Annotated in this window: 25 protein-coding genes and 1 tRNA gene; 10 read left to right on the forward strand and 16 right to left on the reverse strand. The window is 63.8% G+C overall.

Going from position 1 to position 25,431, the window contains the following annotated elements; all coding sequences use genetic code 11:
• Positions 1-5: 5 nt before the first annotated feature.
• From VGU00_RS08130 to VGU00_RS08140, 3 genes are all read left to right on the forward strand, one after another.
• Positions 6-581, forward strand: a complete 576-nt coding sequence (locus VGU00_RS08130; RefSeq protein WP_327467283.1) for a DUF1214 domain-containing protein — start codon at positions 6-8, stop codon at positions 579-581.
• Position 582: 1 nt separating this feature from the next.
• Positions 583-1,110, forward strand: a complete 528-nt coding sequence (locus tag VGU00_RS08135; RefSeq protein ID WP_327467285.1) for a DUF1254 domain-containing protein — start codon at positions 583-585, stop codon at positions 1,108-1,110.
• A 44-nt stretch (positions 1,111-1,154) separates the two neighbouring features.
• Positions 1,155-1,231 (forward strand) — tRNA-Arg (locus VGU00_RS08140).
• A 28-nt stretch (positions 1,232-1,259) separates the two neighbouring features.
• Here VGU00_RS08140 and VGU00_RS08145 read toward each other — a convergent pair.
• Positions 1,260-2,120: a class I SAM-dependent methyltransferase gene (locus tag VGU00_RS08145; protein ID WP_327467287.1), complete on the reverse strand. Its 861-nt coding sequence runs from the start codon at positions 2,118-2,120 to the stop codon at positions 1,260-1,262.
• Between the two features lie 147 nt (positions 2,121-2,267).
• Here VGU00_RS08145 and VGU00_RS08150 point away from each other — a divergent pair, with 147 nt between their 5' ends.
• From VGU00_RS08150 to VGU00_RS08165, 4 genes are all read left to right on the forward strand, one after another.
• The gene (locus tag VGU00_RS08150) at positions 2,268-3,239 is read left to right on the forward strand and encodes a glucokinase (RefSeq protein WP_327467289.1); all 972 of its coding nucleotides are present in this window, start codon (positions 2,268-2,270) and stop codon (positions 3,237-3,239) included.
• A gap of 73 nt (positions 3,240-3,312) precedes the next feature.
• Positions 3,313-4,053: a gamma-glutamyl-gamma-aminobutyrate hydrolase family protein gene (locus VGU00_RS08155; RefSeq protein WP_327467291.1), complete on the forward strand. Its 741-nt coding sequence runs from the start codon at positions 3,313-3,315 to the stop codon at positions 4,051-4,053.
• Between the two features lie 105 nt (positions 4,054-4,158).
• Positions 4,159-5,532, forward strand: coding sequence for an aspartate aminotransferase family protein (locus VGU00_RS08160; RefSeq protein WP_327467293.1), 1,374 nt, complete (start codon positions 4,159-4,161; stop codon positions 5,530-5,532).
• A 20-nt stretch (positions 5,533-5,552) separates the two neighbouring features.
• A complete protein-coding gene (locus tag VGU00_RS08165; protein ID WP_327467295.1) occupies positions 5,553-6,491 on the forward strand; it encodes a DUF808 domain-containing protein in 939 nt (312 codons plus the stop codon).
• Between the two features lie 331 nt (positions 6,492-6,822).
• On the opposite strand, the gene VGU00_RS08170 is transcribed toward VGU00_RS08165, so the two are convergent.
• The 8 genes from VGU00_RS08170 to VGU00_RS08205 all read right to left on the reverse strand — a co-directional run bounded on the left by VGU00_RS08170 (position 6,823) and on the right by VGU00_RS08205 (position 16,293).
• Positions 6,823-7,953 carry an ABC transporter ATP-binding protein gene (locus VGU00_RS08170; RefSeq protein ID WP_327467297.1) on the reverse strand — a complete coding sequence of 377 codons (1,131 nt, stop codon included), beginning with the start codon at positions 7,951-7,953 and terminating at the stop codon, positions 6,823-6,825.
• Between the two features lie 2 nt (positions 7,954-7,955).
• Positions 7,956-8,798 (reverse strand): ABC transporter permease, encoded by an 843-nt coding sequence (locus VGU00_RS08175; RefSeq protein ID WP_327467299.1) that lies wholly within the window; start codon positions 8,796-8,798, stop codon positions 7,956-7,958.
• On the reverse strand, positions 8,798-9,703 hold the full coding sequence (locus tag VGU00_RS08180) for an ABC transporter permease (protein ID WP_327467301.1): 906 nt from the start codon (positions 9,701-9,703) through the stop codon (positions 8,798-8,800). The genes VGU00_RS08175 and VGU00_RS08180 overlap by 1 nt, the downstream gene beginning before the upstream one ends.
• Positions 9,704-9,726: 23 nt before the next feature.
• Entirely contained in the window at positions 9,727-10,833 is a 1,107-nt protein-coding gene (locus tag VGU00_RS08185) for a spermidine/putrescine ABC transporter substrate-binding protein (RefSeq protein ID WP_327467303.1), read from the reverse strand.
• Positions 10,834-10,924: 91 nt separating this feature from the next.
• Entirely contained in the window at positions 10,925-12,316 is a 1,392-nt protein-coding gene (locus tag VGU00_RS08190) for a glutamine synthetase family protein (protein WP_327467305.1), read from the reverse strand.
• A 7-nt stretch (positions 12,317-12,323) separates the two neighbouring features.
• Positions 12,324-13,667, reverse strand: a complete 1,344-nt coding sequence (locus VGU00_RS08195) for an aspartate aminotransferase family protein (protein ID WP_327467307.1) — start codon at positions 13,665-13,667, stop codon at positions 12,324-12,326.
• Complete coding sequence (locus tag VGU00_RS08200) at positions 13,664-14,932, reverse strand: FAD-binding oxidoreductase (protein WP_327467309.1); 1,269 nt, start codon at positions 14,930-14,932, stop codon at positions 13,664-13,666. Before VGU00_RS08200 ends, VGU00_RS08195 begins: the two co-directional genes overlap by 4 nt.
• 14 nt (positions 14,933-14,946) lie before the next feature.
• Complete coding sequence (locus VGU00_RS08205; RefSeq protein WP_327467311.1) at positions 14,947-16,293, reverse strand: glutamine synthetase family protein; 1,347 nt, start codon at positions 16,291-16,293, stop codon at positions 14,947-14,949.
• A gap of 235 nt (positions 16,294-16,528) precedes the next feature.
• Between VGU00_RS08205 and VGU00_RS08210 the strand changes: the two genes are divergently transcribed.
• Complete coding sequence (locus VGU00_RS08210; RefSeq protein WP_327467313.1) at positions 16,529-17,845, forward strand: aspartate aminotransferase family protein; 1,317 nt, start codon at positions 16,529-16,531, stop codon at positions 17,843-17,845.
• Positions 17,846-17,889: 44 nt separating this feature from the next.
• Here the strand turns inward: VGU00_RS08210 and VGU00_RS08215 are convergent, their stop codons facing one another.
• The 3 genes from VGU00_RS08215 to VGU00_RS08225 form a co-directional block, all read right to left on the reverse strand.
• Positions 17,890-18,030, reverse strand: a complete 141-nt coding sequence (locus VGU00_RS08215) for a hypothetical protein (RefSeq protein ID WP_327467315.1) — start codon at positions 18,028-18,030, stop codon at positions 17,890-17,892.
• Positions 18,031-18,132: 102 nt separating this feature from the next.
• Positions 18,133-18,339 (reverse strand): cold-shock protein, encoded by a 207-nt coding sequence (locus VGU00_RS08220; protein ID WP_327467317.1) that lies wholly within the window; start codon positions 18,337-18,339, stop codon positions 18,133-18,135.
• Positions 18,340-18,530: 191 nt separating this feature from the next.
• Positions 18,531-19,781 carry an ATP-binding protein gene (locus VGU00_RS08225; RefSeq protein WP_327467319.1) on the reverse strand — a complete coding sequence of 417 codons (1,251 nt, stop codon included), beginning with the start codon at positions 19,779-19,781 and terminating at the stop codon, positions 18,531-18,533.
• Between the two features lie 131 nt (positions 19,782-19,912).
• Between VGU00_RS08225 and VGU00_RS08230 the strand changes: the two genes are divergently transcribed.
• Together VGU00_RS08230 and VGU00_RS08235 are read left to right on the forward strand one after the other, a co-directional pair.
• Entirely contained in the window at positions 19,913-20,326 is a 414-nt protein-coding gene (locus VGU00_RS08230) for a hypothetical protein (protein ID WP_327467321.1), read from the forward strand.
• A gap of 56 nt (positions 20,327-20,382) precedes the next feature.
• On the forward strand, positions 20,383-21,384 hold the full coding sequence (locus tag VGU00_RS08235) for a fumarylacetoacetate hydrolase family protein (protein ID WP_327467322.1): 1,002 nt from the start codon (positions 20,383-20,385) through the stop codon (positions 21,382-21,384).
• A gap of 44 nt (positions 21,385-21,428) precedes the next feature.
• Here VGU00_RS08235 and VGU00_RS08240 read toward each other — a convergent pair whose 3' ends face one another.
• From VGU00_RS08240 to VGU00_RS08255, 4 genes are read right to left on the reverse strand one after another with little or no spacing between them, the layout of a single operon-like run.
• Positions 21,429-22,460, reverse strand: a complete 1,032-nt coding sequence (locus tag VGU00_RS08240) for a type II secretion system F family protein (protein WP_327467324.1) — start codon at positions 22,458-22,460, stop codon at positions 21,429-21,431.
• A gap of 13 nt (positions 22,461-22,473) precedes the next feature.
• On the reverse strand, positions 22,474-23,445 hold the full coding sequence (locus VGU00_RS08245) for a type II secretion system F family protein (RefSeq protein WP_327467326.1): 972 nt from the start codon (positions 23,443-23,445) through the stop codon (positions 22,474-22,476).
• Between the two features lie 57 nt (positions 23,446-23,502).
• A complete protein-coding gene (locus tag VGU00_RS08250) occupies positions 23,503-24,777 on the reverse strand; it encodes a pilus assembly protein CpaE (RefSeq protein ID WP_327467328.1) in 1,275 nt (424 codons plus the stop codon).
• A complete protein-coding gene (locus tag VGU00_RS08255) occupies positions 24,774-25,418 on the reverse strand; it encodes a CpaD family pilus assembly protein (protein WP_327467330.1) in 645 nt (214 codons plus the stop codon). The genes VGU00_RS08250 and VGU00_RS08255 overlap by 4 nt, the downstream gene beginning before the upstream one ends.
• Positions 25,419-25,431 lie beyond the last annotated feature (13 nt).

The following is a 25,431-nucleotide window of genomic DNA, read 5'->3' on the forward strand; positions in this document are numbered from 1 at the left end:
ACCGCATGAAGAGCTGGCACCGCTATACGATCACATTGGTGGGCGGATTGGCGGTGGGGCTCGGTGCGGCATGGGCGATAACCGGCGGCGGCCTCAGCGGTGGGGCGATCGTCAATGGCCCGTGGTCGACCTCGCTCGGCTTTGGCACCAAAGCGACCGATCCGGTCACGCGCGCAGCCGTGGCGCGCGCGGGGCTGCTCGCGCTTCCGGCGAAGGAAACCGTCTATTGGTCGGCAAAGACCGATGCGGCGGGCGCGCCGCTCGACGGCAATTGCCGCTACAGCCTGTCGGGCGCGCCGCTCGACGCGCGCTGGTGGAGCGTCACCATCTATGACGAGGCGGGCTATCTGGTCGCCAATCCGGCGAATATCTGGTCGGTGAACGGGGCGAATGTCGCGCTCGACGCCGAGGGGACGTGGCGCGTCACCATCGCGCCCGCCAAGCCCGCCGAAGGTGCATGGCTGCCGGGGACGAAAGGGCAGCCCTTTCACCTGACCTTGCGGATGTACAATCCCGGCAAGGCGTTTCGCGCCGACCCCGCGAAAGCGGTGCTCCCGAAAATCGTGAAGGAGGGCTGCTGAGATGCGCAACTGGCTTGGCCCGCTCGCCTTTGGCCTGATCGTCGCGGCAATCACATCCTACACCGCGATCCGGGCGATTCCCTATGGCCTGATGAATGTCGCGATCGAGCGGCTGGGGCAGGGCGGTATCAACCAGATGTCCTATGGCAATCTCGCGAATCCCGAGCGTCAGCCGGTGGTGCGACCGAGCCCCGACCTCGCCTATTCGAGCTGCCCCTATAATCTGTCCGACGGGCCGGTCGCGATTGATGTCGTGCCCGTTCCCGGCCGCTACTCCTCGCTCAGCATTTTCGATGCCGCGACCGATGTGATTTTTGTGCGCAACGATGTCGAGGCAGGCGGCAAGCCGTTTCGAATCGTCGTCGCACGCGCGGGGCAGGCGGTGCCCAAAGGCGCCGAGGTCGTCCGCACGAATCAGGATCATGGCATCGCGCTGATCCGCATCCTGCTGAAAGACCCCACGGAAATTCAGGCAATCGACGCGGTTCGCCGCCAATCATCGTGCGGAACGGTCACAAAGCTGAAATAGGGGGTTGCGCCCCCGCGCGACGGGTCTTAAAGGCGCCTCTCCACGCACCCGTAGCTCAGCTGGATAGAGCATCAGACTACGAATCTGAGGGTCGGACGTTCGAATCGTTCCGGGTGCGCCATTTCCCCAAATGCCAGTAAACTTGCCGCTTATGCGGCTCCGTTGCGTGCGGTCACCAGCCACGCCGCGCCGTCGATCAAGACGGATTTGTCCCCCGGACGTTCGGCAAAGGCCAGGCGAACGGCTGTCGCAGCGCGGGCCCGGATATCGTCGGGTTGATCGGCCAGCGCGCGCGACAGGGGCCCCACCTGAAACGCCATGTCGAGCGCATCGTCGATAGCCGCTTCGCACGTGGCGCCGCTGCCGTAGGGAATCGTCGCGTCAAAGGGCTCGACGTCGATCCCGGCAAAGCCCGCCTGTTCGAGAATATCGGTCAGCCGGCCGCGATCCCCGAAAGCAAAGGGGCTCGGTGCGTTCGGGTCGGCGGGCACCGGCGCCACGATATCGCGGATCGCCGCCATCGGCAGCCGCACCCAGTCATTTTCCTGTGCGCCGCGCCAGCATACGAAGGCAAGCCGCCCGCCGGGCTTCAGCGCCTGCCGCATATGCGCGAACGCCGCGACCGGATCGTCGAAGAACATCACGCCGAAGCGCGAGAAGAGAAGGTCGAAGCGTCCCGCAGGCAGCGGAGCGGTCGCGGCGTCGGTGCAGCGAAATTCGACCGGTGCGCCGGCAGGCGTGGCCAAGCGAGCGATGTCGACAAGCTGCTCGGAGATATCGACGCCCAGCACATGGCCGGCAGCGCCCGTTTGATCGGCGAGCGCGAAGGATGAAGTGCCAGATCCGCAACCGATGTCGATTACGTGCTCGCCGGGTTGTGCCCGTGCGGCCTCGATCGCGGCGCGGCCGAACGCTTCGAGCATCAGGTTGAGGCGCTCGAGGTTGGCGGCCCAGCGGCTTCCGCTGTCGCCGTTCCAGTCGTGGGTGGGGGCGGTCTGGGCTTCGGACATCAACGCTCCTTGTTGAGAATGATTCGCAAATATATGTGGTGGCGCGGTAAGGCAAGCGTCGGCGCATAGCTATGCCCTGTTGCATCGCCCGAAGCTGTGCGACATTTCGCATTCGCACCGGCCGTGCGGGACCGGTAAGGGAGAGTCATGAGCGAACAGATCGTCACGGTCGATATCGGCGGCACGCATGCGCGCTTTGCAATTGCCGAGGTCGACGGCGGGCGCGTCGTGGCGTTGGGTGAGGCAACGACGCTTCACACCAAGGATCACGCGAGCTTCCAGACCGCATGGCAGGATTTCGAACGTCAGCAGGGCGGGACGCTGCCGCGCGCGGTTGCCATTGCGATCGCCGGGCCGACGCGCGGCGACATCATTCGCTTTACCAACAACCCCTGGATCATCCGGCCTGCGCTGATCAACGAGAAGCTGAACGTCGATCGCTATGTGCTGGTCAATGATTTCGAGGCAGTGGGCCATGCGGTTGCACAGGCGGACGAGAGCTATTTCGAGCGATTGACCGGCCCCGATGAGCCGCTGCCGGCGACCGGCACGATTACCATCATCGGGCCGGGCACCGGCCTAGGCGTCGCGCATGTCTGGCGCGATGGCGCCGACTACCGGGTGCAGGCGACCGAGGGCGGACATATCGACTTCGCACCGCTCGACAGCATCGAGGACGCGATCCTTGCGCGCCTGCGCAAGCGGCACCGGCGCGTGTCGATCGAGCGGATCGTCTCGGGGCCCGGCATCGTCGATATCTATGAAACGCTGGCGGCGCTCGAAGGGCGCGCGATCCCACGGCTCGACGACAAGGCCATCTGGACCAATGCGCTGAGTGGCGAGGACAGCCTCGCTGCCGCGGCTGTAGACCGTTTCTGCCTGTCGCTGGGCAGCGTGTCGGGCGATCTGGCATTGGCGCAGGGTGCGAGCGGCGTCGTCGTCGCGGGCGGCCTTGGTCTTCGGATCCGCGACAGCCTTGTCCGGTCGGGTTTCCCCGAACGCTTCATCGAGAAGGGCCGTTTCGAAGGCTTTATGTCGGCGCTGCCCGTCAAGCTGATCACGCATCCGCAGCCGGGGCTGTTCGGCGCGGCGGCTGCGTTTGCGCGGCAGCACGGCTGACATAATTTCCGCTGGCATCGGGCGGAGAAAATCGGCAGCAAGTATTCTCGCTTCCTGAAGGATTCTCGTGCCCGTGTCCGCCCGTCCCGTCCTCGGCATCATCGCCTGCAACCGGCAAGTCGGAGCGGAATATGCGCAGGCGGTGATGAACCGCTATGCCAAGGCGGCGATGCGGCATGCCGATTGCGCGGCGCTGCTGATCCCGTCGCTTCCCGACTATATGCGCGCCGACGAGATCGTCGGTCGGCTCGATGGCATATTGCTTACCGGGTCGCCGTCGAACGTCGAGCCGGCGCGCTACGGCGAGGATAGCGAGGGCGAGGGGCCGTTCGACCCCGATCGCGACCGGATGATGCGCGACCTTGTCGAAGCGGTCATCGCGGCGCAGCGGCCGCTGTTCGGCATCTGCCGCGGGTTTCAGGACATCAATGTCGCGCTCGGCGGAACGCTGCGGCGCGATACGGCGACGAATGGCGAATTGCTGCGCCACCATACGCCCGACGGAACGCTGTTCGACGCGATGTTCGATCATCGGCATCATGTCGATCTGGTCGAGGGCGGGATGCTGGCGTCTGCCTATGGCGCGCCGTCGCTCGACGTGAACTCGGTCCATTATCAGGGGATCGGGCGGCTCGCTGAAGGCCTGTCGGTGGAAGCGCGCGCGCCTGACGGGCTGGTCGAGGCATTCAGCGCGCGGCCGAACGGGGCGCCCTTGCTCGCCGTCCAATGGCATCCCGAATGGGCGGTCGACGGCAATTCCGAAAGCCAGACCTATTTTCGCCTGCTTGGGCAGGCTCTGCGAGGCGCGCTGTGAACCGGCGCGTCACCCGTTACGACCGCTATCTCGCGCGGCTCTGTTTCTCGCCCTGATTGTCCGGATCCGGTTTCTTTCCGTTTCCAGATCATCAGGAGTTTCACCATGCCTCGCAATCACGACATCGCCGAACTGCGCCGCCTCGACGTCGCGCACCACCTTCCCGCACAGGCCGACTGGGCCGAAATCGAACGGCTGGGTGGCAGCCGCATCATCACCCATGCCGAAGGCTGCACTATCACCGACGGCGACGGCCACCGCATCCTCGACGGGATGGCGGGCCTGTGGTGCGTCAATGTCGGTTACGGCCGTGAGGAGCTGGTCGAGGCGGCAGCGGCGCAGATGCGCGAGCTGCCCTTCTACAACACCTTCTTCAAGACCGCGACGCCGCCGACGGTGCTGCTTGCGGCCAAGATTGCCGAACTGACTGGAAACCGCCTGCCGCACATCTTCTTCAACGCTTCGGGCAGCGAAGCGAACGATACGGTGTTCCGCATGGTGCGCCACTATTGGAAGACCAAGGGCGAGCCCAAACGCACGGTCTTCATCAGCCGCTGGAACGCCTATCATGGCTCGACCGTCGCGGGCGTCTCGCTTGGGGGCATGAAGGCGATGCACGCGCAGGGCGATTTGCCGATCCCCGGCGTCGAGCATGTCCGCCAGCCCTATTATTTCGGCGAAGGGCAGGGGATGAGCGAGGAGGAGTTCTGCGACGCCTGCGTCCAGGCGATCGAGGACAAGATCATCGAGGTCGGCCCCGAAAATTGCGCCGCCTTCATCGGCGAGCCGGTACAAGGCGCGGGCGGCGTCATCATTCCGCCCAAGGGATATTGGCCGAAGGTCGAGGCGGTCGTCCGCAAATATGGCCTGCTGCTCGTCGCTGATGAGGTGATCTGCGGTTTCGGGCGCACCGGCAAGATGTGGGGGCATGAAACGATGGGCTTCACGCCCGACCTGATGCCGATGGCGAAGGGGCTGTCGTCGGGTTACCTGCCGATCTCGGCGACCGCGGTCGCGAGCCACGTCGTCGACGTGCTCAAGACCGGTGGCGATTTCGTCCATGGCTTCACCTACTCGGGCCATCCGGTCGCGGCGGCCGTCGCGCTCAAGAATATCGAGATCATCGAACGCGAGGGTCTCGTCGAGAGGACCGGCAGTGTCACCGGGCCGCATCTGGCGAAGGCACTGGCGACGCTGAACGACCATCCGCTCGTCGGCGAGGCGCGCTCGGTCGGGCTCCTCGGCGCGGTCGAGATTGTCGCCGACAAGGACACCCGCGCCCGCTTCGGCGGGTCCGAAGGAACGGCGGGACCGATGGCGCGCGATGCCTGCATCGCGAACGGACTGATGGTGCGCGGCATCCGCGACAGCCTGGTCATGTGTCCGCCGCTGGTCATCACTACCGAACAGATCGACGAGATGGTTGCCATCATCCGCAAATCTCTCGATGAGGTGATGCCGAAACTCCGCGCGCTCTAAACAGGAAAGACCAAACCCTTATGCCCTCCGGCCTTTTTGCCCTGCTCGACGACATTGCGACCATCGCCAAGGTCGCCGCGGCGAGCATCGACGATATCGGCGCCGCGGCGTCGAAGGCCGGGGTCAAGGCGGCGGGGGTCGTCGTCGACGATACTGCGGTGACGCCGCGCTATGTCACCGGCTTCACCCCCGACCGCGAACTGCCGATCATCTGGCGGATCACCAAGGGGTCGATCTTCAACAAGCTGGTGTTGATCCTGCCCGCGCTACTGCTGCTGTCGGCGGTCGCGCAATGGGCGATCACCCCGCTGTTGATGATCGGCGGCGCCTATCTCTGCTTCGAGGGCGCAGAAAAGGTGCTGCATTCGCTACAGAAGGACAAGACGAGCCTTGTCGAGGATGCTGCGATCGTCGCCGACCAGGATCATGAAGAGGCGATGGTGAAGGGCGCGGTGCGCACCGACTTCATCCTGTCGGCCGAGATCATGGTGATCGCATTGAACGAGGTGCTCGACGAACATTTCGCGATGCGTGCCGCGACGCTCGCGGTGGTGGCAATCGCGATCACCATCGCGGTTTACGGCGTCGTCGGGCTGATCGTGAAGATGGATGACATCGGCCTGCACATGGCGAAGGAAGGCAATGCGGCCCGCAAGGCGATCGGGCGTGGACTCGTGTCCTTCATGCCCAAGCTGCTGTCGGCGTTGGCGTTGATCGGCACCGCGGCGATGCTGTGGGTCGGCGGGCAGATATTCCTCCACGGCCTCGACGAATATCATATCGGCAATATCGGACATGGGCTGCACGATTTCGCGCACTCGGTTGCGGGCGGCCTGCCCGGGGCGGGCGTTTGGGAGTGGCTGATCAACGCGGGCGGCGCTGGCGTGTTCGGGCTGGTGCTGGGGGGCGTGATCGTCGGCGTGCTTCACCTGTTGCCGGGAAAGAAGGCGGCTCATTAATCTCATCGCCCCGGACTTGATCCGGGATCCATTGCGGCGGCGAAGTCATGGCCCCCGGATCAAATCGAACGAGCCACTTGCCTCGTTCGAGGGTGGCGAAGGAAATATCGTGCCAGCTTGCCTTAGAGCCACAAAAGACCCGCATGTACGCATCGAAACTGTGTCCTTTGTGGCCTTAAAGAGACAAAGGATACGGACGCGCGCGTCGATAATGTCTCTTTTGCCGCTTTAAGCCGATGGGCGACGCGGCCCAAATAGACGGGGAGAAAGAGCCAAGACGGAGGCTCTCACACCGAAACAATGTAGGAAAGCGTTTGTTGCGGCGTGGCGGTCAGCCCAGCAGGACGACCGGGCTGTCGGCGCGCCAGTGCATGCTGACCTTGTCGTCCCAAGTGAAGTCTTCCTGATCGTGGCGCGAGAGGTTGGGGCGTGAGACCCGGATGCGCGCGCCGGTTTCCAGCTCGATTTCGAACAGGGTGATGTCGCCGAGATAGGACATGCCCTTGATCTTGCCGCGCGCGAAATTGTGTCCGTCGGGTGCGTCCTGTGCCGCCGCCGTGACTGCCTTGCCCGCGCCGGGGACGTGCAGATAGATTTTCTCGGGCCGCAGCGCGACCCAGACGTCGGCGCCGTGCGGGCCGGTGACGCCGTGGTTGAGATAGACCTTGCCGAGACCGGGGCAGTCGACCGCCGCCTTGTCGGGCTCGTCGAGCGTCAGCTTGCCCTCGAAGATGTTCACCGAGCCAACGAAGTCGGCGACAAAGCGGTTGGCGGGATATTCGTAAAGGTCCGATGGGGTCGCGAGCTGCGCCACCTCGCCCTTGTTGATCACCCCGATGCGGCACGCCATCGACAGGGCTTCGTCCTGATCGTGGGTAACGGTAACGAAGGTAATGCCGACCTTCTCCTGCAGTTCCGAAAGCTCGAACTGCATCTGCGCGCGGAGCTTCGCATCGAGCGCCGACAGCGGTTCGTCGAGCAGCAGGACTTTGGGCCGCATCACGAGGCTGCGCGCAAGTGCGACGCGCTGGCGCTGGCCGCCCGACATCTGGTCGGGCATGCGGCTTTCGAACCCGCCCAGCTTGACGAGTTCGAGCGCCTCGGCGACGCGGTCCTTGACCTCGCCGCCCTTCACGCCGGCGATCTTGAGGCCATAGGCGACATTGTCGGCGACGCTCATGTGCGGGAAGACGGCGTAGCTCTGGAACACCATGTTCACGGGGCGCTTGTTCGGCGGGATGCCCGCCATATCCTGTCCGTCGATCAGGATACGCCCTTCGGTCGGCAATTCGAACCCCGCGATCATGCGCAGTAGCGTCGTCTTGCCGCAACCCGACGGGCCGAGCAGAACGAAAAATTCGCCCGCGTTGATGTCGAGGCTGACATTGTCGACCGCGGTGACCCTGCCGAAGCGTTTCGAGACATTCTGGATCTGGATGATCGGCTTGGCGGGATCGGTCATGGTCAGTGGGTTTCCGCAATGGCTTTTACGCCCTGCGCCTTCAGGGCGACGAACGTGAGGGCGACGGTCAGGATGATGAGCAAAGTCGAGGCGGCGTTGACCTCGGGCGTCACCGAGAAGCGGACCATCGAATAGACTTTCACCGGGAAGGTGATCGTGTCGGGGCCGCTGGTGAAGTAAGTGATGACGAAATCGTCGAGGCTGAGCGTGAAGGACAAGAGGGCGCCGGCGACGAGCGCGGGCTTGATGTGCGGGATCAATACGTCGCGGAACACCTGCCATTCGCTCGCGCCGAGATCCTTCGCCGCTTCTTCCTGTTCGCGGTTGAAGGTCGCGAGGCGCGACCGGACGACCATCGTGACGAAGGGGAAGCAGAAGGTGATGTGCGCGATAGTGATCGCGCCGAGGTTGAACGGCCAGACGAGGTCGGTCGGCCAGCCGACCGCGGCGAAGAACATCAGGAAGGCGACGCCGAGGCAGATTTCGGGGACGATGATCGGCAGCGAGATGGTGCCGTCGACCGCGCCCTTCAACGGAAAGCGGAAGCGCCAGAGCATCACCGCAGCGACGGTGCCGAGCACAAGGCTGACGATCGTCGCGAGCGCCGCGATGGTCAACGAATTGAGCAGCGCCTCGACCAGCTGGTCGTTGCCCAGCGCTTTCTCATAATATTTGGTGGTGAAGCCGCGCCACACGACGTTGCGTTTGCTGTCATTGAAGCTGAAAATCATCAGCACGATCAGCGGCGCATAGAGAAAGGCCATCACCGCCCCGACCCACAGGCGCATCCACAGCGTCCGGCTATATTCGAGCGGCGCGATCGGGCGGCGGGCGAAGAGGGCCATCAGCGGACCTCCGGCACTTTTTTGCGCATCGACTGGATCGCGATCAGCGCGAACATTGCGTATATCAGCAAGAAGGAGAGGGCGGCGCCGAAGGGCCAGTCGTTGGCCTTCTTGAACTGGCGCTCGATCACATTGGCGATCATCTGGCTATCGGTTCCGCCCATCAGGTCGGGAGTGAGATAGGCGCCGAGCGCGGGGATCAGGGTGATCATCACGCCCGCGATGATGCCCGGCGCGGCGAGCGGAACGACGATCCGCATGATCGTACGGAAATGGCCTGCGCCCAGATCGAGGCTCGCCTCGATCAGGCTGCGGTCGAGCCGGTCGAGCGCGGCATAGAGCGGCAACACCATGAAGGGCAGGTGGACATAGACGAGACCGAAGACGACCGCGAAATTGTTGAAGAGAAGCTGCACCGGCTCCCACGTCGGCAGCGGTTGCAGCCCGACGAGGGTCTTGAGCCAGCTTGCCCCTTCCCACAGTGCGCCGAGTCCCTTGTTCGCGAAGCCCTGTGTGCCAAGCAGCATCATCAGCGCATAGGTGCGGATCAGGAGGTTGGTCCAGAAGGGCAACATGATGCCGAGCAGCAGCCACGGCCGCCATTTCTCGCTGGCAAAGGTAATCGCCATCGCGACGGGAAAGCCGACGATCAGGCATATGAGGGTAACGAGCGCCGCGACCGCGAAACTCTTGCCGAAAATAGTGAGATAGAGCCACTCGGTCGCACGCTTGTAGTTTTCGAGCGTGCCCGAAATCGCGATATCGGTCAGGCCCCTGTTCTCGCCGAAGCTATAGGCCCACACGATCGCCATGGGCACGAGGAAGAAGAGGATGATCCAGAAGAGCGTCGGCAGCGACACCGCCGCGAAGACCCCCTTGTTCGCTTTCCAGTCCTGTTCGGCCACCCCCCGATGCCTCCCTCAGCTCGTCAAGCTGCCCGAACCCGCGTGAAGGCTTCCTCGTAGAGCGGCTGCAACTCGGGGTTGAAGCGCGCATATTCGCATTTGGCCAGCGCCTCGGCGGGGGGGAAGATGACAGGGTTGTTCTTGTAGCTGTCGGGCATCAGCGCCTTTGCAGCAGCATTGGGCGTCGGGTAGAGAATCGTCTCGGTGATTTCCTTGTCGACATTGGCGTCGAGGATATAATTGATGAAGGCGTGCGCATTCTTCGGATGCGGTGCACCCTTCGGGATGCACAGATTGTCGGAGTTGAGCTGGCTGCCTTCTTTCGGGATGACGAAATCGAGGTCCTTGTCCTCGACCATCGCCTGCGCGATGTCGCCATTATATTCGAGCACGACGTCGCAATCGCCCTTGAGCAGCAAATCCTGCCCGTCATCCTCGTGGAATTTCTTCACATTGGGTTTTTGCTTGATCATCATCTTTTCGATCGTCGCAATGTCCGCTGGCGTCAGCGCGTTGACCGATTTGCCGAGATATTTGCCGTAAAGGCGGAACATGTCGCCGGCCTCCGACAGCCAGGCGATGCGGCCGGCATATTCGGGGCTGTCGAACAGCACTTTCCAGCTGTCAGGCGGCGACGAAACCTTCGACTTGCGGTAGCCGATCCCGAGCGCGAGCCAGGTGTAGGGCATCGAAAATTTGCGCTGCAGGTCATATTCGACGTTGATGTAGGCCGGATCGATATTCTTCTTGTTCGGGATTTGCGCATGGTCGAGCGGCATGAGCATGCCGGCTTTTGCCATGCGTTCGACAAAATCGTTCGACGGAACGATCACGTCATAGCCGGGGTTGCCGGCCTTGAATTTGGCGAACAGCACATCGTTGCTGTCGAACAGGTCCATCGTGACGTCGACGCCGGTCGCTTCCTTGAAATTGTCGAGCGTATTCTCGCCGATATAGGTGTCCCAGTTGTAGAAGTTGAGCTTGGCCTCCTCGCCGTTCGCGAGCTTCTTGCCTTCGCCCTTGCTGCATGCGGCGAGCCCGCCAAAGCTGATCCCGATGGCGGCTACGCCCATCGCCTGAAGCAGCGAACGGCGTCCCCGGGTTTGCTTGATCAGTTCAATCGGATCCATGTGCAGCCTCCCTGTTTGTGACGTCAAGCTGACTCAATAAAGCCGGCTTGAAAAGTGCTTTTTTGCGCTGCACCAAGAATCCTTGAAACTTTCATGCGTTGCGCAGGTACCAGTCGTAATCAAGCGTCGGAACGACGCTGAAATAATTATCCTGTTCGACCCGCTTCACGGTGCTGAACATGTCGACGAAGCGATCGCCGAGATAGTCGCGCATCAGGTCGGAAGCGTGGAATCGATCGACCGCGGCGAACCAGTTCGACGGCGGTTTGTCGTCGCCCGAATTGTCGCGGTCGTACCCGTTGCCGACAACCGCCGTGCCCGGATCGGCCTTTGTAACCATGCCATGATGCATGCCGGCAAGGACCGCCGCGACGGCGAGATAGGGGTTGGCGTCGGCGCCGCAGGCGCGGTGTTCGACATGGCGGCTCGGCGGCGGGCCGGCGGGGATGCGGAAGGATACGGTGCGGTTGTTGACGCCCCAGGTCGGCGCGACGGGGGCATAGCTGTTCGCCTTGAAGCGGCGGTAGCTGTTCGCATGCGGGGCGAAGAGCGCGAAGCCGTCGCCGACGCTGCCAATCATGCCTCCGATCGCGTGCCGCAGCGCAGGCGTGCCCTCGGGGTCGTCGCTGGCGAAGATGTTGGCGCCCTTGTCGTCGTCGACCGAGACGTGGATGTGCATGCCGCTGCCCGCCTGATCGGCGAACGGCTTGGCCATGAAGGTCGCCTCGAGCCCCTGTTGCTGGGCGATCGCCTTGACGAGCCTCTTGTACATGATGGCGTCATCGCAGGCGCGGAGCGCATCGGGCTTGTGGCGCAAAGTCAGTTCGAACTGCCCGGGCGCGAATTCTGAAATCGCGCTTTCGAGCGGCAGGCCCTGCACATCGGTTGCCGCATAGAGCGCGTCGAAAAAGGGACGGAAATCGTCGAGTTCGCGCAGGCCATAGACTTCGACATTGCGCGGCGTGTCGCGGCTGTACGCCGGGCGGGCAGGGCGAACCTTGCCGTCGCGCGCGCGGCGCGGATCGACGAGGTAGAATTCGAGCTCGACCGCGAGCACGGGCGTGAGGCCGTCGGCGGTATAGCGATCAATGACACGGCCGAGGACGTGGCGCGGATCGAGGTCGTGCGGGGTGCCGTCGAGCTCGTAGAAATCGACGAGGAACTGTGCGGCATGATCGCCGCCCCACGGCGTGTGGACGAGCGTGCCGGGGATCGGTTTCATCGAACGGTCGGCGTCGCCATCCTCCCACACGAGCCCAGTTTCGACCGTGTCCTGCCCGGTGATGTCGACGACGGTGATCGAGCCGGGGAACATGCGGCCGCTGTCATAGACGGCGAGCACCTCATGCTGGCGCAGCCGCTTGCCGCGCGGGACGCCGCCGAAATCGGTGTAGATCATCTCGATCGAATCGACGTCGGGGTTCGCCTTGAAAAAGGCTTCCGCTTCCGATCGTGGCGCGATGACGCCCGATGATTTCGACATGGCCCCTCTACTCCTTCAATGCTTTTGTGCAGTCGGCGAACGCGCCGACGAGCCGGTCGATCTGTTCGTCCGACGTGACCGGGCTCACCAACATCATATTGTGGAAGGGCGCCAGCAAAATCCCGCGGTTTGCCAGGAAGAGGTGGATCGCGGCTTCGAGTTCGGGGTGCATCGCCGCCCTGGCCTCACCACCGTTTCGCGGCGGGGTGGGGCAGGTCAGGAATTCGACGCGCGCGCCGACCTGGGTGACGTGCCAGTCGAGGCCGGCGTTCGCGATTTCCTGTTCAAGACCGGCAACGAGCCGCGCGGCGCCGCGGAGCATATGGTCGTAGGCGGCGGGCGTGATGACGTCGCCCAGCATGCTGTCCATCGCGGTGATCGCCAGCGCGTTGGCGGAGAGGGTGGTGCCGATGCCGCTGTGGCCGGACGGGCGCGTGCGGTTGAGCGCCGCCATACGGTCGGCGACCCCGGCGCTGAAACCGTAGACGGCGCAAGGGACGCCGCCGCCGATCGACTTGCCCACGACCATGAAATCGGCCGATGGGCCGTGCGTGACGCTATGACCGCCATATCCCGACGAAATCGTGTGGGTTTCGTCGAAGACGAGCAGCGTGCCGGTCTTGTCGCAGAGAGCGCGGAGCGTCGACAGGAAGCCGGGGGCATCGCGGACCATCCCGACATTGGTCATCACCGGCTCGGCGAGGACGCAGGCGATGTCGCCGGCGCGCAGCGCAATTGCGAGCGCTTCCGCGTCGTTGAACTCGATGACTGTCGTGCTGTCGCGAAGGTCGTGGACCTGGCCGACGAGGCTCGATCGCATCGCCGGCACACCGCCCTCGAGGTCGACGAAGGCGTCGTCGACCGCGCCGTGATAGGCGCCGTTGAAGGTCAGGATTTTCGCTCGTCCGCTGATCCCGCGGCACCAGCGGATGACCGCGCGATTGGCCTCGCTGGCGGTCGTCGTGACCTGCCATTGCGGGAGGCCGAACATCGCGGCGAGCTTCGCGGAGAGCACCGCGCCTCGCTCGGTGGGGAGCATGTAGCTCAAGCCTTCGCCGGCCTGCTTCGCAAGCGCGGCGGCGAGGGCGGAGGGCGAATGGCCGAACAGGCTGGCGGTGTCGCCGAGGCAGAAGTCGTCGTAGCGCTGGCCGTCGATGCTGGTCAGCGTCGCGTCCTTTGCCGAAGCGGCGACGATCGGCACCGGGCTGGGCCAGTCGCTCATCCAGTGGAACGGAACCGACTGGAACCAGCCGCTCGCCGCCGCATGATGGGCCAGGGCGCGCGGGTTGGCGGCGCGGAAGCGCTCGGCTTCGTTCGCGGCGACGCGGGCGATGGCGGAGCCGGATATCATCCGAGCCTGTCCTTCATAGCATAATAGAGGAGCCCGAGCGTCGCGAGGGGCCGCCGCAGCCATTTGCCCCCCGGAAAGGGCTGCGACGGCAGGCTCGCCAGCACGTCAAAGCGTTCGGCGGTGCCGGCGAGCGCCTCGGCGACGAGTTCGCCGGCGGTCGTGGTCACCAAGGCGCCATGACCCGAAAAGCCATGCGCGTAAAAGACGTTTCCTCGCCGCCCGATATGCGGCAGCCGGTTCATCGTCACCGCGACCGCGCCGCCCCAGCCATAGTCGATCGGAGCGTCGGCGATTTGCGGGAATACCTCTGCCATGAACGGCCGTACGAAGGCTGAAATGTCGCGCGGCGGGGTTTGCGAATAGCGCTCGCCGCCGCCGAAGATCAGCCGCTTGTCGGCGGAGAGGCGGAAATAGTTGAGTACGAAGCGGCTGTCGGCGACGGCGGCATCGGTCGGGAGCAATTCGCTGGCGTTCGCGAGCGGTGCGGTTGCGATATTATAGTTCATGATCGGCACGGTGTAGCGGCCAAGGTCGGGTTCGACGTCGCCGATCCAGCTATCGGTTGCGTCGATGACGTAGCGGGCGCCCACGATGGTTCGGGTTGTGAACAACTCGTTCGATCCGTCGCTGAATTCGGCGATCCGATGGACGCGCTCCCCCTCGACGAACCGCACGCCAGCAGCCACGGCCGCCTGCGCGAGTCCGATCGCATAGTTCAACGGGTGGAAATGACCGCCTTGAGGATCGTGGATGCCACCGTGATAGAGCGGACTTGCGATATGATCGGCCATGTCCGCCTTCGCCACGACATCGCTTGTATAGCCGAAGCGTGCGGCGAGATAATCGGCCTCGCGCTTCATCGTGTCGAAATCTTTCGGCGTCCACGCAGCTTCAAGATGGCCCGACTTCAGGTCGCAATCTATGCGATGTTTCGCGATCCGCGCCTGTACGCGATTGTCGCGCCAGCACAGGTCGAAGAGCGCGTCGGCGCGTTCGCGGCCGAATTCGGCCTCCAGTTCGGATGCTGTCCAGCGCAGGCCGGGAATGAGCTGGCCGCCGTTGCGGCCCGATGCGCCGAAACCGATATGCTCGGCCTCGATCAGGATGACCGAAAAACCATTTTCGGCGCAGGCGAGCGCGGCAGACAGGCCGGTGAAGCCGCCGCCGATAACCGCGACGTCGCATTCCAGGTCGCCTTCGAACGCGCGGGGCCGCCATATATGCGCGGTCACGGCGTAATAGCTGTTGTTCAGCGGATCGGTCATGGCCGGGCGGCGGGTCAGACCCGCATCAGCAGATGTTCGCGTTCCCAGCTCGACACGACGGACTGATAATTGAACAGCTCGTGATCCTTCACGGCGAAGAAGATTTCGAAGAAATCGTCGCCGAGCAGGTTGCGGACCTTTTTGCACGATGCGAAGCGGTCGAGCGCGGCCTCCAGTGTGCGCGGCAGCGTGCGCGCGCGGTTATAGGCGCTGCCGGTGATCGGTTTGGCCGGCACCATGCGGTCGACCATGCCGATATAGCCGCAGATCAGTGAGGCGGCGATCGCGAGATAGGGATTGCTGTCGGCGCCCGGCAGGCGGTTTTCGACGCGTCGGTTGTTCTTGTCGGAGATCGGCACCCGGAAGCCGCATGAGCGGTTGTCCTCGCCCCACTGGACGTTGATCGGCGCCGCGCTGTCGGGGCGCATGCGGCGAAAGCTGTTCACATTGGGCGCCCACAAAGGCGAGATTTGCGGCATATAGCGCACGAGCCCGGCGATATAGCTGCGGAACATAGCGCTATCGCGGCCGTTGGCGGTCGAGAAGAGATTCTTGCCGGTCGTGGCATCGACGACCGACTGATGGATGTGCATCGCGCTGCCCGGCTGTCCGGCCATCGGGTTCGCCATGAAGGTGGCATAGACATTATGCTGCTTCGCGACGTTACGCACGACGCGCTTGAACAGGAAAACCTCGTCGGCGAGGCGGAGCGGGTCGCCATGCTCGAAATTGACCTCGAGCTGCGCGGCGCCCATTTCGTGAATCATTGTGTCGATATCGAGCCCCATCAGCTCGCAATCGTCATAGATATGATCGATGATATCCTCATATTCGTTCATCGCCTCGAGCCCATAGGGCTGGCTCGCCGTCTCGCTGCGCCCCGACTGGCCGACCGGCGGGGTCAGCGGGAAATCGGGATCGGCGTTCTGTGATACGAGATAGAATTCGACCTCGGGCGCGATGATGGGTTTCCAGCCCTTTTCCTCGTACAGTCCGAGCACCTTCTTGAGGATCGTCCGCGGTGCAATATCGACCTCGGTGCCGTCGCCGTTGAAGGCATCGGCGATCACGAAGGCGGTGGGCGAGGTGAAGCCCGGCGCGACGCAGATCGTTTCGGGATCGGCGATCAGATATTTGTCGGGATCCTTGTCCCAGATATCGTCGATATCGTCGGGATAGTGGCCATCGATCGTGCAGATGAAGACGCTGCCCGGGATGCGCAGCGACTTGTCCTTCACCGATGACAGGAACTTCTTGGCCGGCAGCACCTTGCCGCGCTGGACCCCGTTGATGTCGGGGACGATACATTCGACTTCGTCGATATTATGGTCGCTGATCCATTGTTCCAGATTGACTGACATGAGCCCCCGATTGGGCCGAGGAGTCGGCCCGTTGTGGAGGCGCCAGCCTATCGCAAGGTTCGACGAAGCGCCAGAGGGGGACGCTATTCAGCCATTTCCGGTATGAATTGATGCTCGTTTCTTTGCTTGCGCCAAATCGTCGCGCCTTCATCCTTGCACGAGCGGGCTTGACCCGGAAGCCGCGTCGTCGGCAAGGTTGGCAACGATCGCGGAAAGCGCCGAAGGAGATGAGGGCATGAGGGGTGACAACGACCAACTGGCGTCCTTCTGGATGCCATTCACCGCGAACCGGTCGTACAAGGCGAACCCGCGCCAGCTCGTGTCGGCGAGCGGCATGTTCTACCAGAGCAGCGACGGGCGTGCGGTGCTCGACGGGACGTCGGGCCTGTGGTGCAGCAATGCCGGGCATTGCCGGTCGGAAATAACCGACGCGATCGTGCAGGCTGCGGCGACGCTCGATTTCGCGCCGACCTTCCAGCTCGGGCACCCGCTCCCGTTCGAACTGGCGCAGCGGCTCGCCGCGCTGATGCCTGACGGGCTCGACCGGATATTCTTCACCAACAGCGGGTCCGAATCGGTCGATACGGCGCTGAAAATTGCGCTGAACATCCAGCGGGCGAAGGGGCAGGGGACGCGTACCCGGCTGATAGGGCGCGAACGCGGATATCATGGTACCGGCTTTGGCGGGATCAGCGTCGGCGGGCTCGTCAACAACCGCCGCGCCTTCGGCGGCGGGCTGCCGGGCGTCGATCATCTGCGCCATACGCACGATATCGAGCGCAACGCTTTCACGCGCGGGTTCCCTGAGCATGGCGCAGAACTCGCCGACGACCTGCAGCGGCTTGTCGACCTGCACGGCGCCGATACGATCGCGGCGGTAATCGTCGAGCCGATGGCGGGTTCGACGGGCGTGCTCATCCCGCCGGTCGGCTATCTCCAGCGGCTGCGCGATATTTGCGACCGACACGGCATCATCCTGATCTTCGACGAGGTGATCACCGCCTTCGGCCGCGTCGGCGGCGCGACCGCGGCAGAGCAATGGGGCGTGACGCCCGATATCATTACCATGGCCAAGGGGCTGACCAACGCCGCGGTGCCGATGGGCGCGGTCGCGGTGAAGCGCGAATTGCACGACGCGGTGATCGACAGCGTGCCGGGCGGGATCGAGCTGTTCCACGGCTATACTTATTCGGGGCACCCGCTGGCGAGCGCCGCGGGGCTCGCGACGCTCGATCTTTATGCCCGCGACGGATTGTTCGACCGTGCTCTCGAACTTGGTGCCTATTGGGAGGATGCGGCGCACAGCCTGAAGGGCGCACGCCATGTCATCGACATCCGCACGACCGGGCTTGTCGCGGGGATCGAGCTCGAACCGCGCCCCGGCGCGCCGACGGCGCGCGCGATGGAGCTGTTCCATGCCTGTTTCGATAATGGGCTGCTCGTGCGGGCGACGGGCGACATCATTGCGCTGTCGCCGCCGCTGATCGTCGGAAAGACGCAGATCGACGAGATATTCGGCAAGATCGGGGAGCTGCTGGGCCGCATCGATTGATGCGGCGCCATGTGGCGATTGCGCCGTTCAGACGAGCCTGAAGCTCAGTCGATCATCTGTGCGATGAGGCGCTTGAGTTCGCGCCGTGAGAGCGTCGGCGACCGCCGCGCCGTCTTTTCGGCCCGCGCATCAATGGCGGAATAGGGCCGGAGGAGGGAAGGAAAAGCATTCAGTTTGAAGTTCATAATATCCTGTAGTTTTGTTATATTTTCGGTTGATGGACGTCGGCTGCGACGGGCCGGATACGAAATATTCGCATCGAGCCCGCCGCGTCCGACCTGGAAGGATCAGGCCTGCTGGATATTGACCGCAGCGACCTTGCCGCGCTGGTCGGTTTCCAGGTCGTAGGACACGCGCTGATCCTTGTTCAGCGTCGCCATCCCGGCGCGTTCGACGGCGGTGATGTGGACGAAGCTGTCGCCCGAACCATCCTCGTTGGCGATGAAGCCATAGCCTTTTTCGGTGTTGAAGAATTTTACGGTGCCGATGGGCATGGGGTCGTTCCTTTCACGGAATCGGAGTTACCATCGGCCCTGTGCCGATGGCGCCAAGTAGCGTGAAGATGGAAGTGTCCGCCAATCAGGCAAAAAAATCCGTCGCAGGCGACGATAGCCCGATGAAGATGGGCCTTCCGGTTCGAAAAGTCAAGGTTCGGCAAGGAGTCGCGTTTTTTGCCCGCTCATTTTCAGCCGTCGCTGCGGAGCGGAAAAGTCACCGAAACCTGCGTTCCCTTGCCGACTTCGCTCGCGATATCGAGTTGCCCCTGATGGCGTTCGCCGATGTGCTTGACGATCGCGAGGCCGAGCCCTGTGCCGCCGACCGAGCGGCTGCGCGCCTCGTCGACGCGATAGAAACGTTCGGTGAGGCGCGGCAGGTGATCGGGCGCGATGCCGTCGCCCTCGTCGCTGACCGACAGCCGGACCCGGCGGCCCTCGCGCGCCAGCTCGACCGTCACCGGGGTGCCTGCGTGGCCATATTTCATCGCGTTCGAGATGATGTTGTGCGCAAGCTGCCCCAATTGCGCTTCGTCACCCAGCATCGGCTGCGGCTCGTCGCCCAGCTTTGCGACGATATCTTTTGCCCGCGCCTGTTCGCTGTCGCGAAGCTGTGTGATGGTCGTCCCGACGATCGCGGTCAGGTCGACCGGCGTTGTCGGGCGGCGGAAGCGGTCGGCCTCGACGCGCGAGATCGACAGAAGGTCGATGACCAGTTGCTGCATCCGTCCCGCCTCGCGGTGGATGATCGACAGGAAACGGCTGCGCGTCGGTCCGTCGGTCTCGCCGTTCATGTCCTGCAGCGTTTCGACATAGCCAAGGATCGCGGCGAGCGGCGTGCGCAGTTCATGGCTGGCGTTGGCGACGAAATCGGAGCGCATCCGGTCGGCGGCGTCGATTTCCGACCGGTCGGACAGGAACACGATATATTCGCGGCCCGACAAGGCGGCGATCCGCATTGTCCACCGCGCCCCGGGGCGCGGGAAATCGACGAGATTCACCATTTCGAATGGCGTGCCGTCGTCGATCCGTGACAGCCGGTCGGTCGCCGCAGGGTGGCGGATCGCGGTGCGGACGTCGGCGCCGACGATGTGCCGGCCGAGCAGGCGGATCGCCGCGTCGTTGGCGATGGTGACGATATTGTCGGCGATACCGAGCAAAGGTTCCTTTTCCTGGTCGACCCAATGCGCGAAATCGGGATGGCGCAACAGCGAGGGCATCGGTGCGACGGTGGGTTGCGCGGCGTTGTCCTTTGCATCGGGGAGCGGGGCCGGAAGCGCGCTGTAAACGGTTGCGGCCGCGATGAAGCCCGCCAGCGCCATGATCGCGATCGACAACGGGTCGCCTCCGGACAGCGTCGCAAAGATCGCCGCGATGGCGACCAGCGTCAGCGCGATAACGAGGCTGGAGAGGCGGTCGAACATCGCCGCGATGCGTCGCACGAAGCGAGCGGGATTCGCAAGGCTGTTTACGGTGATTAACCTCCGCCCCGCGAATGTCCCAAAGCGGGAAGCCGCGCACTGGCTCTGGTCTTTTGCTTTTCCTTGCCGGCTCATTGGGTTATGCGCGCGTCATGGAAAAGAGCGACATTCCCGCCGGCAACCCGGCGGAAACGGAAGAAACCATCCCGACACGGCGCAAGATGCTGGCGCTGGGCGCGGTCGGCGTGTCGGCCGCGCTGACCATCCGCCCGGCTTTCGCGCAGACGGCGGTGTCGGTGATGAATTGCCAGATTCCGGTTCCGGCACCGACGGCGGCAGGCAAGTTCATCGATCCCAAGGGCAATCTGGTTCCCGCGGGCACGAAGGGCGCTTTTCCGGGGGCCCCCCGCCCCTTTACCGGAGAAGAAGTGAAACGGGCGTTTCGCGGCCAGACGCTGCCCGGCGCGACCTACAACCAGTCGCAGGCCTATCTTCAATATATCCGGCGCTTGCAGGCGGGGCAGAGCGGCTTTACCTGTTTCGCATCGATCACGACGTCGCGCTGAACTCGCTCCTTTGATGCGATCGCGGTTCGGCCGCGTCGTCATGCAAAGGAAAATTCGTGAAACTAGCTTCGCTCAAACAGGGTCGCGACGGACGTCTGGTCGTCGTGTCGGACGATCTCGCCTGGTACGCCGATGCGGGCCAGATCGTGCCGACGTTGCAGGCCGCGCTCGATAACTGGGCTTATGCCGCGCCGCGTCTCGCAGCGCTGGCCGAAGACCTGAACCATGATGCGATCCCGAAGGAGCGCTTCCATGAACGCGATGCGGCATCGCCGCTGCCGCGCGCATATCAATGGGCCGACGGCAGCGCCTATGTGAACCATGTCGCGCTGGTGCGGCAGGCGCGGGGCGCCGAAATGCCCGACAGCTTCTGGCACGATCCGCTGATGTATCAGGGCGGCAGCGACGCCTTCCTCGGCCCCCGCGATCCCATCCCGCTCGCAGACCCGGCGTGGGGATGCGACATGGAGGCCGAAATCGTCGTCGTGACGGGCGACGTGCCCGCCGGTATCGATCCCGTCGCAGCGCGCGACAAGATCCTGCTCGTTGGGCTCACGAACGATGTGTCGCTGCGCGGGCTGATCCCGGGCGAGCTCGCCAAGGGGTTCGGCTTTTTCCAGTCGAAACCGTCGAGCGCGATGTCGCCGGTTTTCGTGACACCCGAATCGCTCGGAGAGCGCTGGAAAGATGGCAAGCTCCACGGCACGCTGTCGGTCGATTTCAATGGCGAGGCGCTCGGGCGCGCCGATGCCGGCGTCGACATGACCTTCGATTTCGGCGCGCTGATCGCCCACGCGGCCAGGACGCGCGACCTCGGCGCGGGCACGATCATCGGGTCGGGAACGGTGTCGAACCGCGGCGCCGACGGCGGCCCCGGCAAACCGGTTGCAGCGGGCGGTGTCGGCTATTCGTGCCTTGCCGAAGTGCGGACGGTCGAGACGATCCAGCAGGGTGAAGCAAAGACGCCTTTCATGAAAAAGGGCGACACGGTCCGCATCTGGATGGATGACGACCGGCACCACAGCATTTTCGGCGCGATCGAACAGCAGGTGATGTGAAAGTGCTTCCGGGGCGGCGCGACGCCGTCCCGGAAGGATAGTCGTCAGACCGCGTCGACAAGTGCATCCTTGAGCGAACAGGCTGCGGGGCCGAGGATGACGATAAACAGCACCGGCAGGATGAACAGGATCAGCGGCACCGTCATGATCGCGGGCAGGCGCGCGGCCTTTTCTTCGGCGCGCATCATGCGTTCGTTGCGGAACTCGGCCGACAGCACGCGCAGTGCCGAGGCCAGCGGAGTGCCGTATTTTTCGGTCTGGATCATCGTCGTGACGACGCCCTTCACCGATTCCAGATTCACGCGATAGGCGAGATTTTCGAAGGCCTGGCGACGTTCGGTCAGGAAGCCGAGTTCGATCGACGTCAACGCGAATTCTTCGCCCAGTTCGGGATAGGCGCGGCCCAGTTCCTTCGAGACACGGGCGAAGGCGGAGTCGACGGTCAGACCGGCCTCGGCGCAGATCACGAGCAGGTCGAGCGCGTCGGGAAGGCCCTTGCGGATCGCGTCGGTACGCTTGGTACGCTTGTTCTGCACGAAAAGGTCGGGCGCCTTATAGCCAAGGATGAGCATGGCCATGGTAAAGCCCGAACGCTTGAACGGCGTCAGCGTTGGCCACATGTCGACCCCGTAGATCAGAAAGGCTGCGACACCGCCGAACACGACGGGCAGGACCATGCGGCCAAAGATCACCGCAACGGCAAGGTCTTTCGACCGGATGCCCGCCTGTGCCAGCTTTTGCTGGACTTCCTTGATCTGCTCTTCCTGCAGTACCTGCAGCTTGCCGAGCACGCTGCGCATCTTGTCGGCATGCTGGTTCTTGCGGACCAGTTTGGCGCGGCGTTTCGCGGTCGAAGCGGTGATACCGGCCTTGAGCTGCTCGCGGCGCTCATTGAGTGCCTTGACGCGCTTTGTCATCGGGTTGCGGACGGTCAGCGCGCTGTAAATGGCGAACAGGACGGCGAATACGCCGACTGCGGCGAGCGCCGTACCGGCCCATACGACGTCGACGCCAAGCAGCGACGGGCCGCGCTGGGCCCCGGTGAAGGCCGAAGAGAGAAGGAGGCTGCTGTTCACGGATTCTGCCCCTTCAGATTTCGAAGCTGATCATCTTGGCCATGATGCCGGCGCCGATGCTCATCCAGATCAGGCCGCCGATGCCGGCGATGATCAGGCGTTGTTCGTGGAAGAAGCCCGAGAGATAATCGGGGTTCATCGACCAGACCACGCCGAAGACGAAGAAGGGCAAGGCGCCGACGATATAGGCCGATGCCTTGGCTTCCGACGACATGGCGCGGATCTTGAGTTTCATCTGCGCGCGCTTGCGCAGCACGTCGGACAGGTTCGCGAGCGTTTCCGCCAGATTGCCGCCCGTTTCGCGCTGGATCGCGATGGTGATGCAAAAGAACTGGAATTCGGGCGTGCCGAGCATTTCGGCCGATTCCTGCAGCGCCGCTTCCATCGTGTTGCCGATGCGGATGCGTTCGACGACCCCCTTGAACTCCTCGCCGACGGGCCCGGGCAGTTCTTGGCTGACGACCTGGAACGTTTCGGTAACCGGCAGGCCGGATTTCAGGCCGCGAACGAGCAGGTCGATCGCGTCGGGAAAACGGGTGTTGAACTGCGCGACGCGTTTTTTGATCGCGCGACCGACGACCATATAGGGCAGGCCGAGGGCGAGCATGAGGCCGACAAGGCCAGCCATGAGCATCGGCGCGCGAACGGCGAGCATGCCGCCGGTGACGACGACGAAAAGAGCCATCGACGCGAACATGTACTGTGTCAGCGTCCACCCCTTGCCGGTTCGCCGTATCCGCTTTTCCAACTCGTCGCGGCGCGGCAGCAGGCTGGTCAGCGCTGCATCCGTCTTGCCGCCGGCAGACTGGATCGTCTTGCGCATCTGCGCTGCGACGACGGCTTCGGTGGATGCGGCGTGGCGATCCCGCACCGTCGCCAGCCGCCGCGTCTTTGCTTTGCCGGCCGAAGGGCCGCCAAGCAGGACGACGAGAAGCGCGAAGGCCAGGAAGGCCGCGGCGATGATAAGGATGACTGACAGATTCATGGTCGGCTGATGTCCGCTTCTATCGCTGGTGGAAGTGACGGCCCGTTATAAGGGGCGTCAGACCGCCTGTTTCGCGCCCTTCTTGGTCATCAGGCCAAGCTTGCCGAGCAGCGAGCCGCCCGACTTGCCCTTGGCAGTTGCGGCCTGGGCTTCTTCGGCCTCGACGTCGGCGCCGTCGAGGATCAGACGCGTCAGATTGTTCCACACCTGCGCCGATTTCGTGCCTTTGCAGATTTCGGCATAGGACTTGCCGAGCTTGGCCGACTGGCTGACCATTTTCGGGTCGAACGGGATGACGATGTCGATCGGGCGTTCGATCGAGGATTCAAATTCCTTGCGCGACAGTTCGCCGACCGCGTTCTGGAACTTGTTGGCAACCAGCACGACGCGAGCGCCGGGAACATTCTGCTTGAACCACGACAGCAGGCGGATCGTATCGCGCGCCGCGGCGAGCGTCACGTCGCTGACCAGCAGGATCGTGCCCGCTTCCGACACAAGGTGCGGGAAGGGGATGAGAACCTGGCGCGGGATGTCGACGATCGTCATTTCGAACGCGCCCCGCAACTCCTCTTCCAGCTGGAAGAAGGCGGAGCCGTCGGTCATCACAGGTTGGTGGATCGGCGCTTCGGCCGACAGCAGGCTGAGCTTGTCCGACGCGCGCACCATCGCACGCTCGATAAACAGGCCGTCGATTCGGCTGGGATTGTCGATCGCGTCGATCAGGCCGCGACCAGGTTCGAGGTCGAGCGTCAGCGCGCCGGTGCCGAAGTGGACGTCGAGGTCGAGCAGCGCCGTCTGGCGTCCTGCCTGTTCGCTGATCGCCCACGCGAGCGACGTCGATACCAGCGACGCGCCCACGCCGCCGCGAACGCCGACGACTGCCATCATGTGATGCGGTTTGTCGTCGTGCATGTCGGCATGTTTCGGCGCGGACAGCATGGCCTGCGCCATCGTCAGCGATTCGCGCACCTGTTCGAGCGACAGCGGCTTCAGCAAATAGTCCTGGATCCCGCTCGACAGGAGATCGCGGTACAGGCGAACGTCGTTCACCTGGCCGGCGGCGATCACGACCGTGCCGGGCTCGCACACCTCGGCGAGCGCGTTGATGTCGTTGATCGGATCGCCCGATTCCGACATGTCGACGAACAGGATGTTCGGGCTGGCGGAAACCGAGAGCGACTGCACGGCATTGCGCAGGCCGCCCTTGTTACATTTTTCGATCGGCCAACCCATGTCGTTGGCGGCGACCCGGATCAACTCCAGCGTATCGTCGTCACAGACGAAGGCGTTGAAGGGGTCACGCAGTCCGGCCATTTTGAAGGGGGCGTTCACTGGCTGTCCTCCTTGCTGGTCGCGGACGATTTGAGGTCGCCGGCACCGGTCTGCGGTTTTTCGCGATAGGTCTTGATCGCGCGCGTTGCGGCCGACGGGTCGGTCCGGTCGTTGCGCGCGCCCTTGATCAGGTCATTGGGATCGGCGACCATCGCAGCGAGGTTGCTGTTGGTCGCGCACCCGTAGTTGGACGAGGTCGAGTTGGTGATGTTGATCGCCGATTTGCTGTCCCAATTGGGGCAACCCGGCACCGAGGCGGTGGCGCGTGTGACGACGACGCGCATATGACCCTGCGGCACGACGCCGGTGGTCACCGGGGCCTCGTCGTTCAGGAGCAGCCCGCGGCGTCCGATCATCGAACGGACGGTCGCCTGCGCCGAGCTGGAGCCATAGACGGAAGGATCCTCGATCGCGACGCGGTCGCCGTAGCGGACGCCCATCGCGTCGAGCCAGCCCTGCAGGCGGCCCTGTTCGCTGGGCGCGAGTTCGCCATTCGAGAGTGCGACGTCGAACTGGTAGATATTGTTGCGCACGACGGGCTGGTGCACCGAATCCAGGCTGGTGTTGTTGTACGCTGCGCCCGTGCATCCGGCGAGCGAGGTGGCCAGCGCGAGGATCGTCCAAGTTGCGATTTTCTTCATCACTTTGCTCCTG

It is taken from the genome of Sphingopyxis sp., assembly GCF_035944815.1.
Taxonomy (GTDB): domain Bacteria; phylum Pseudomonadota; class Alphaproteobacteria; order Sphingomonadales; family Sphingomonadaceae; genus Sphingopyxis.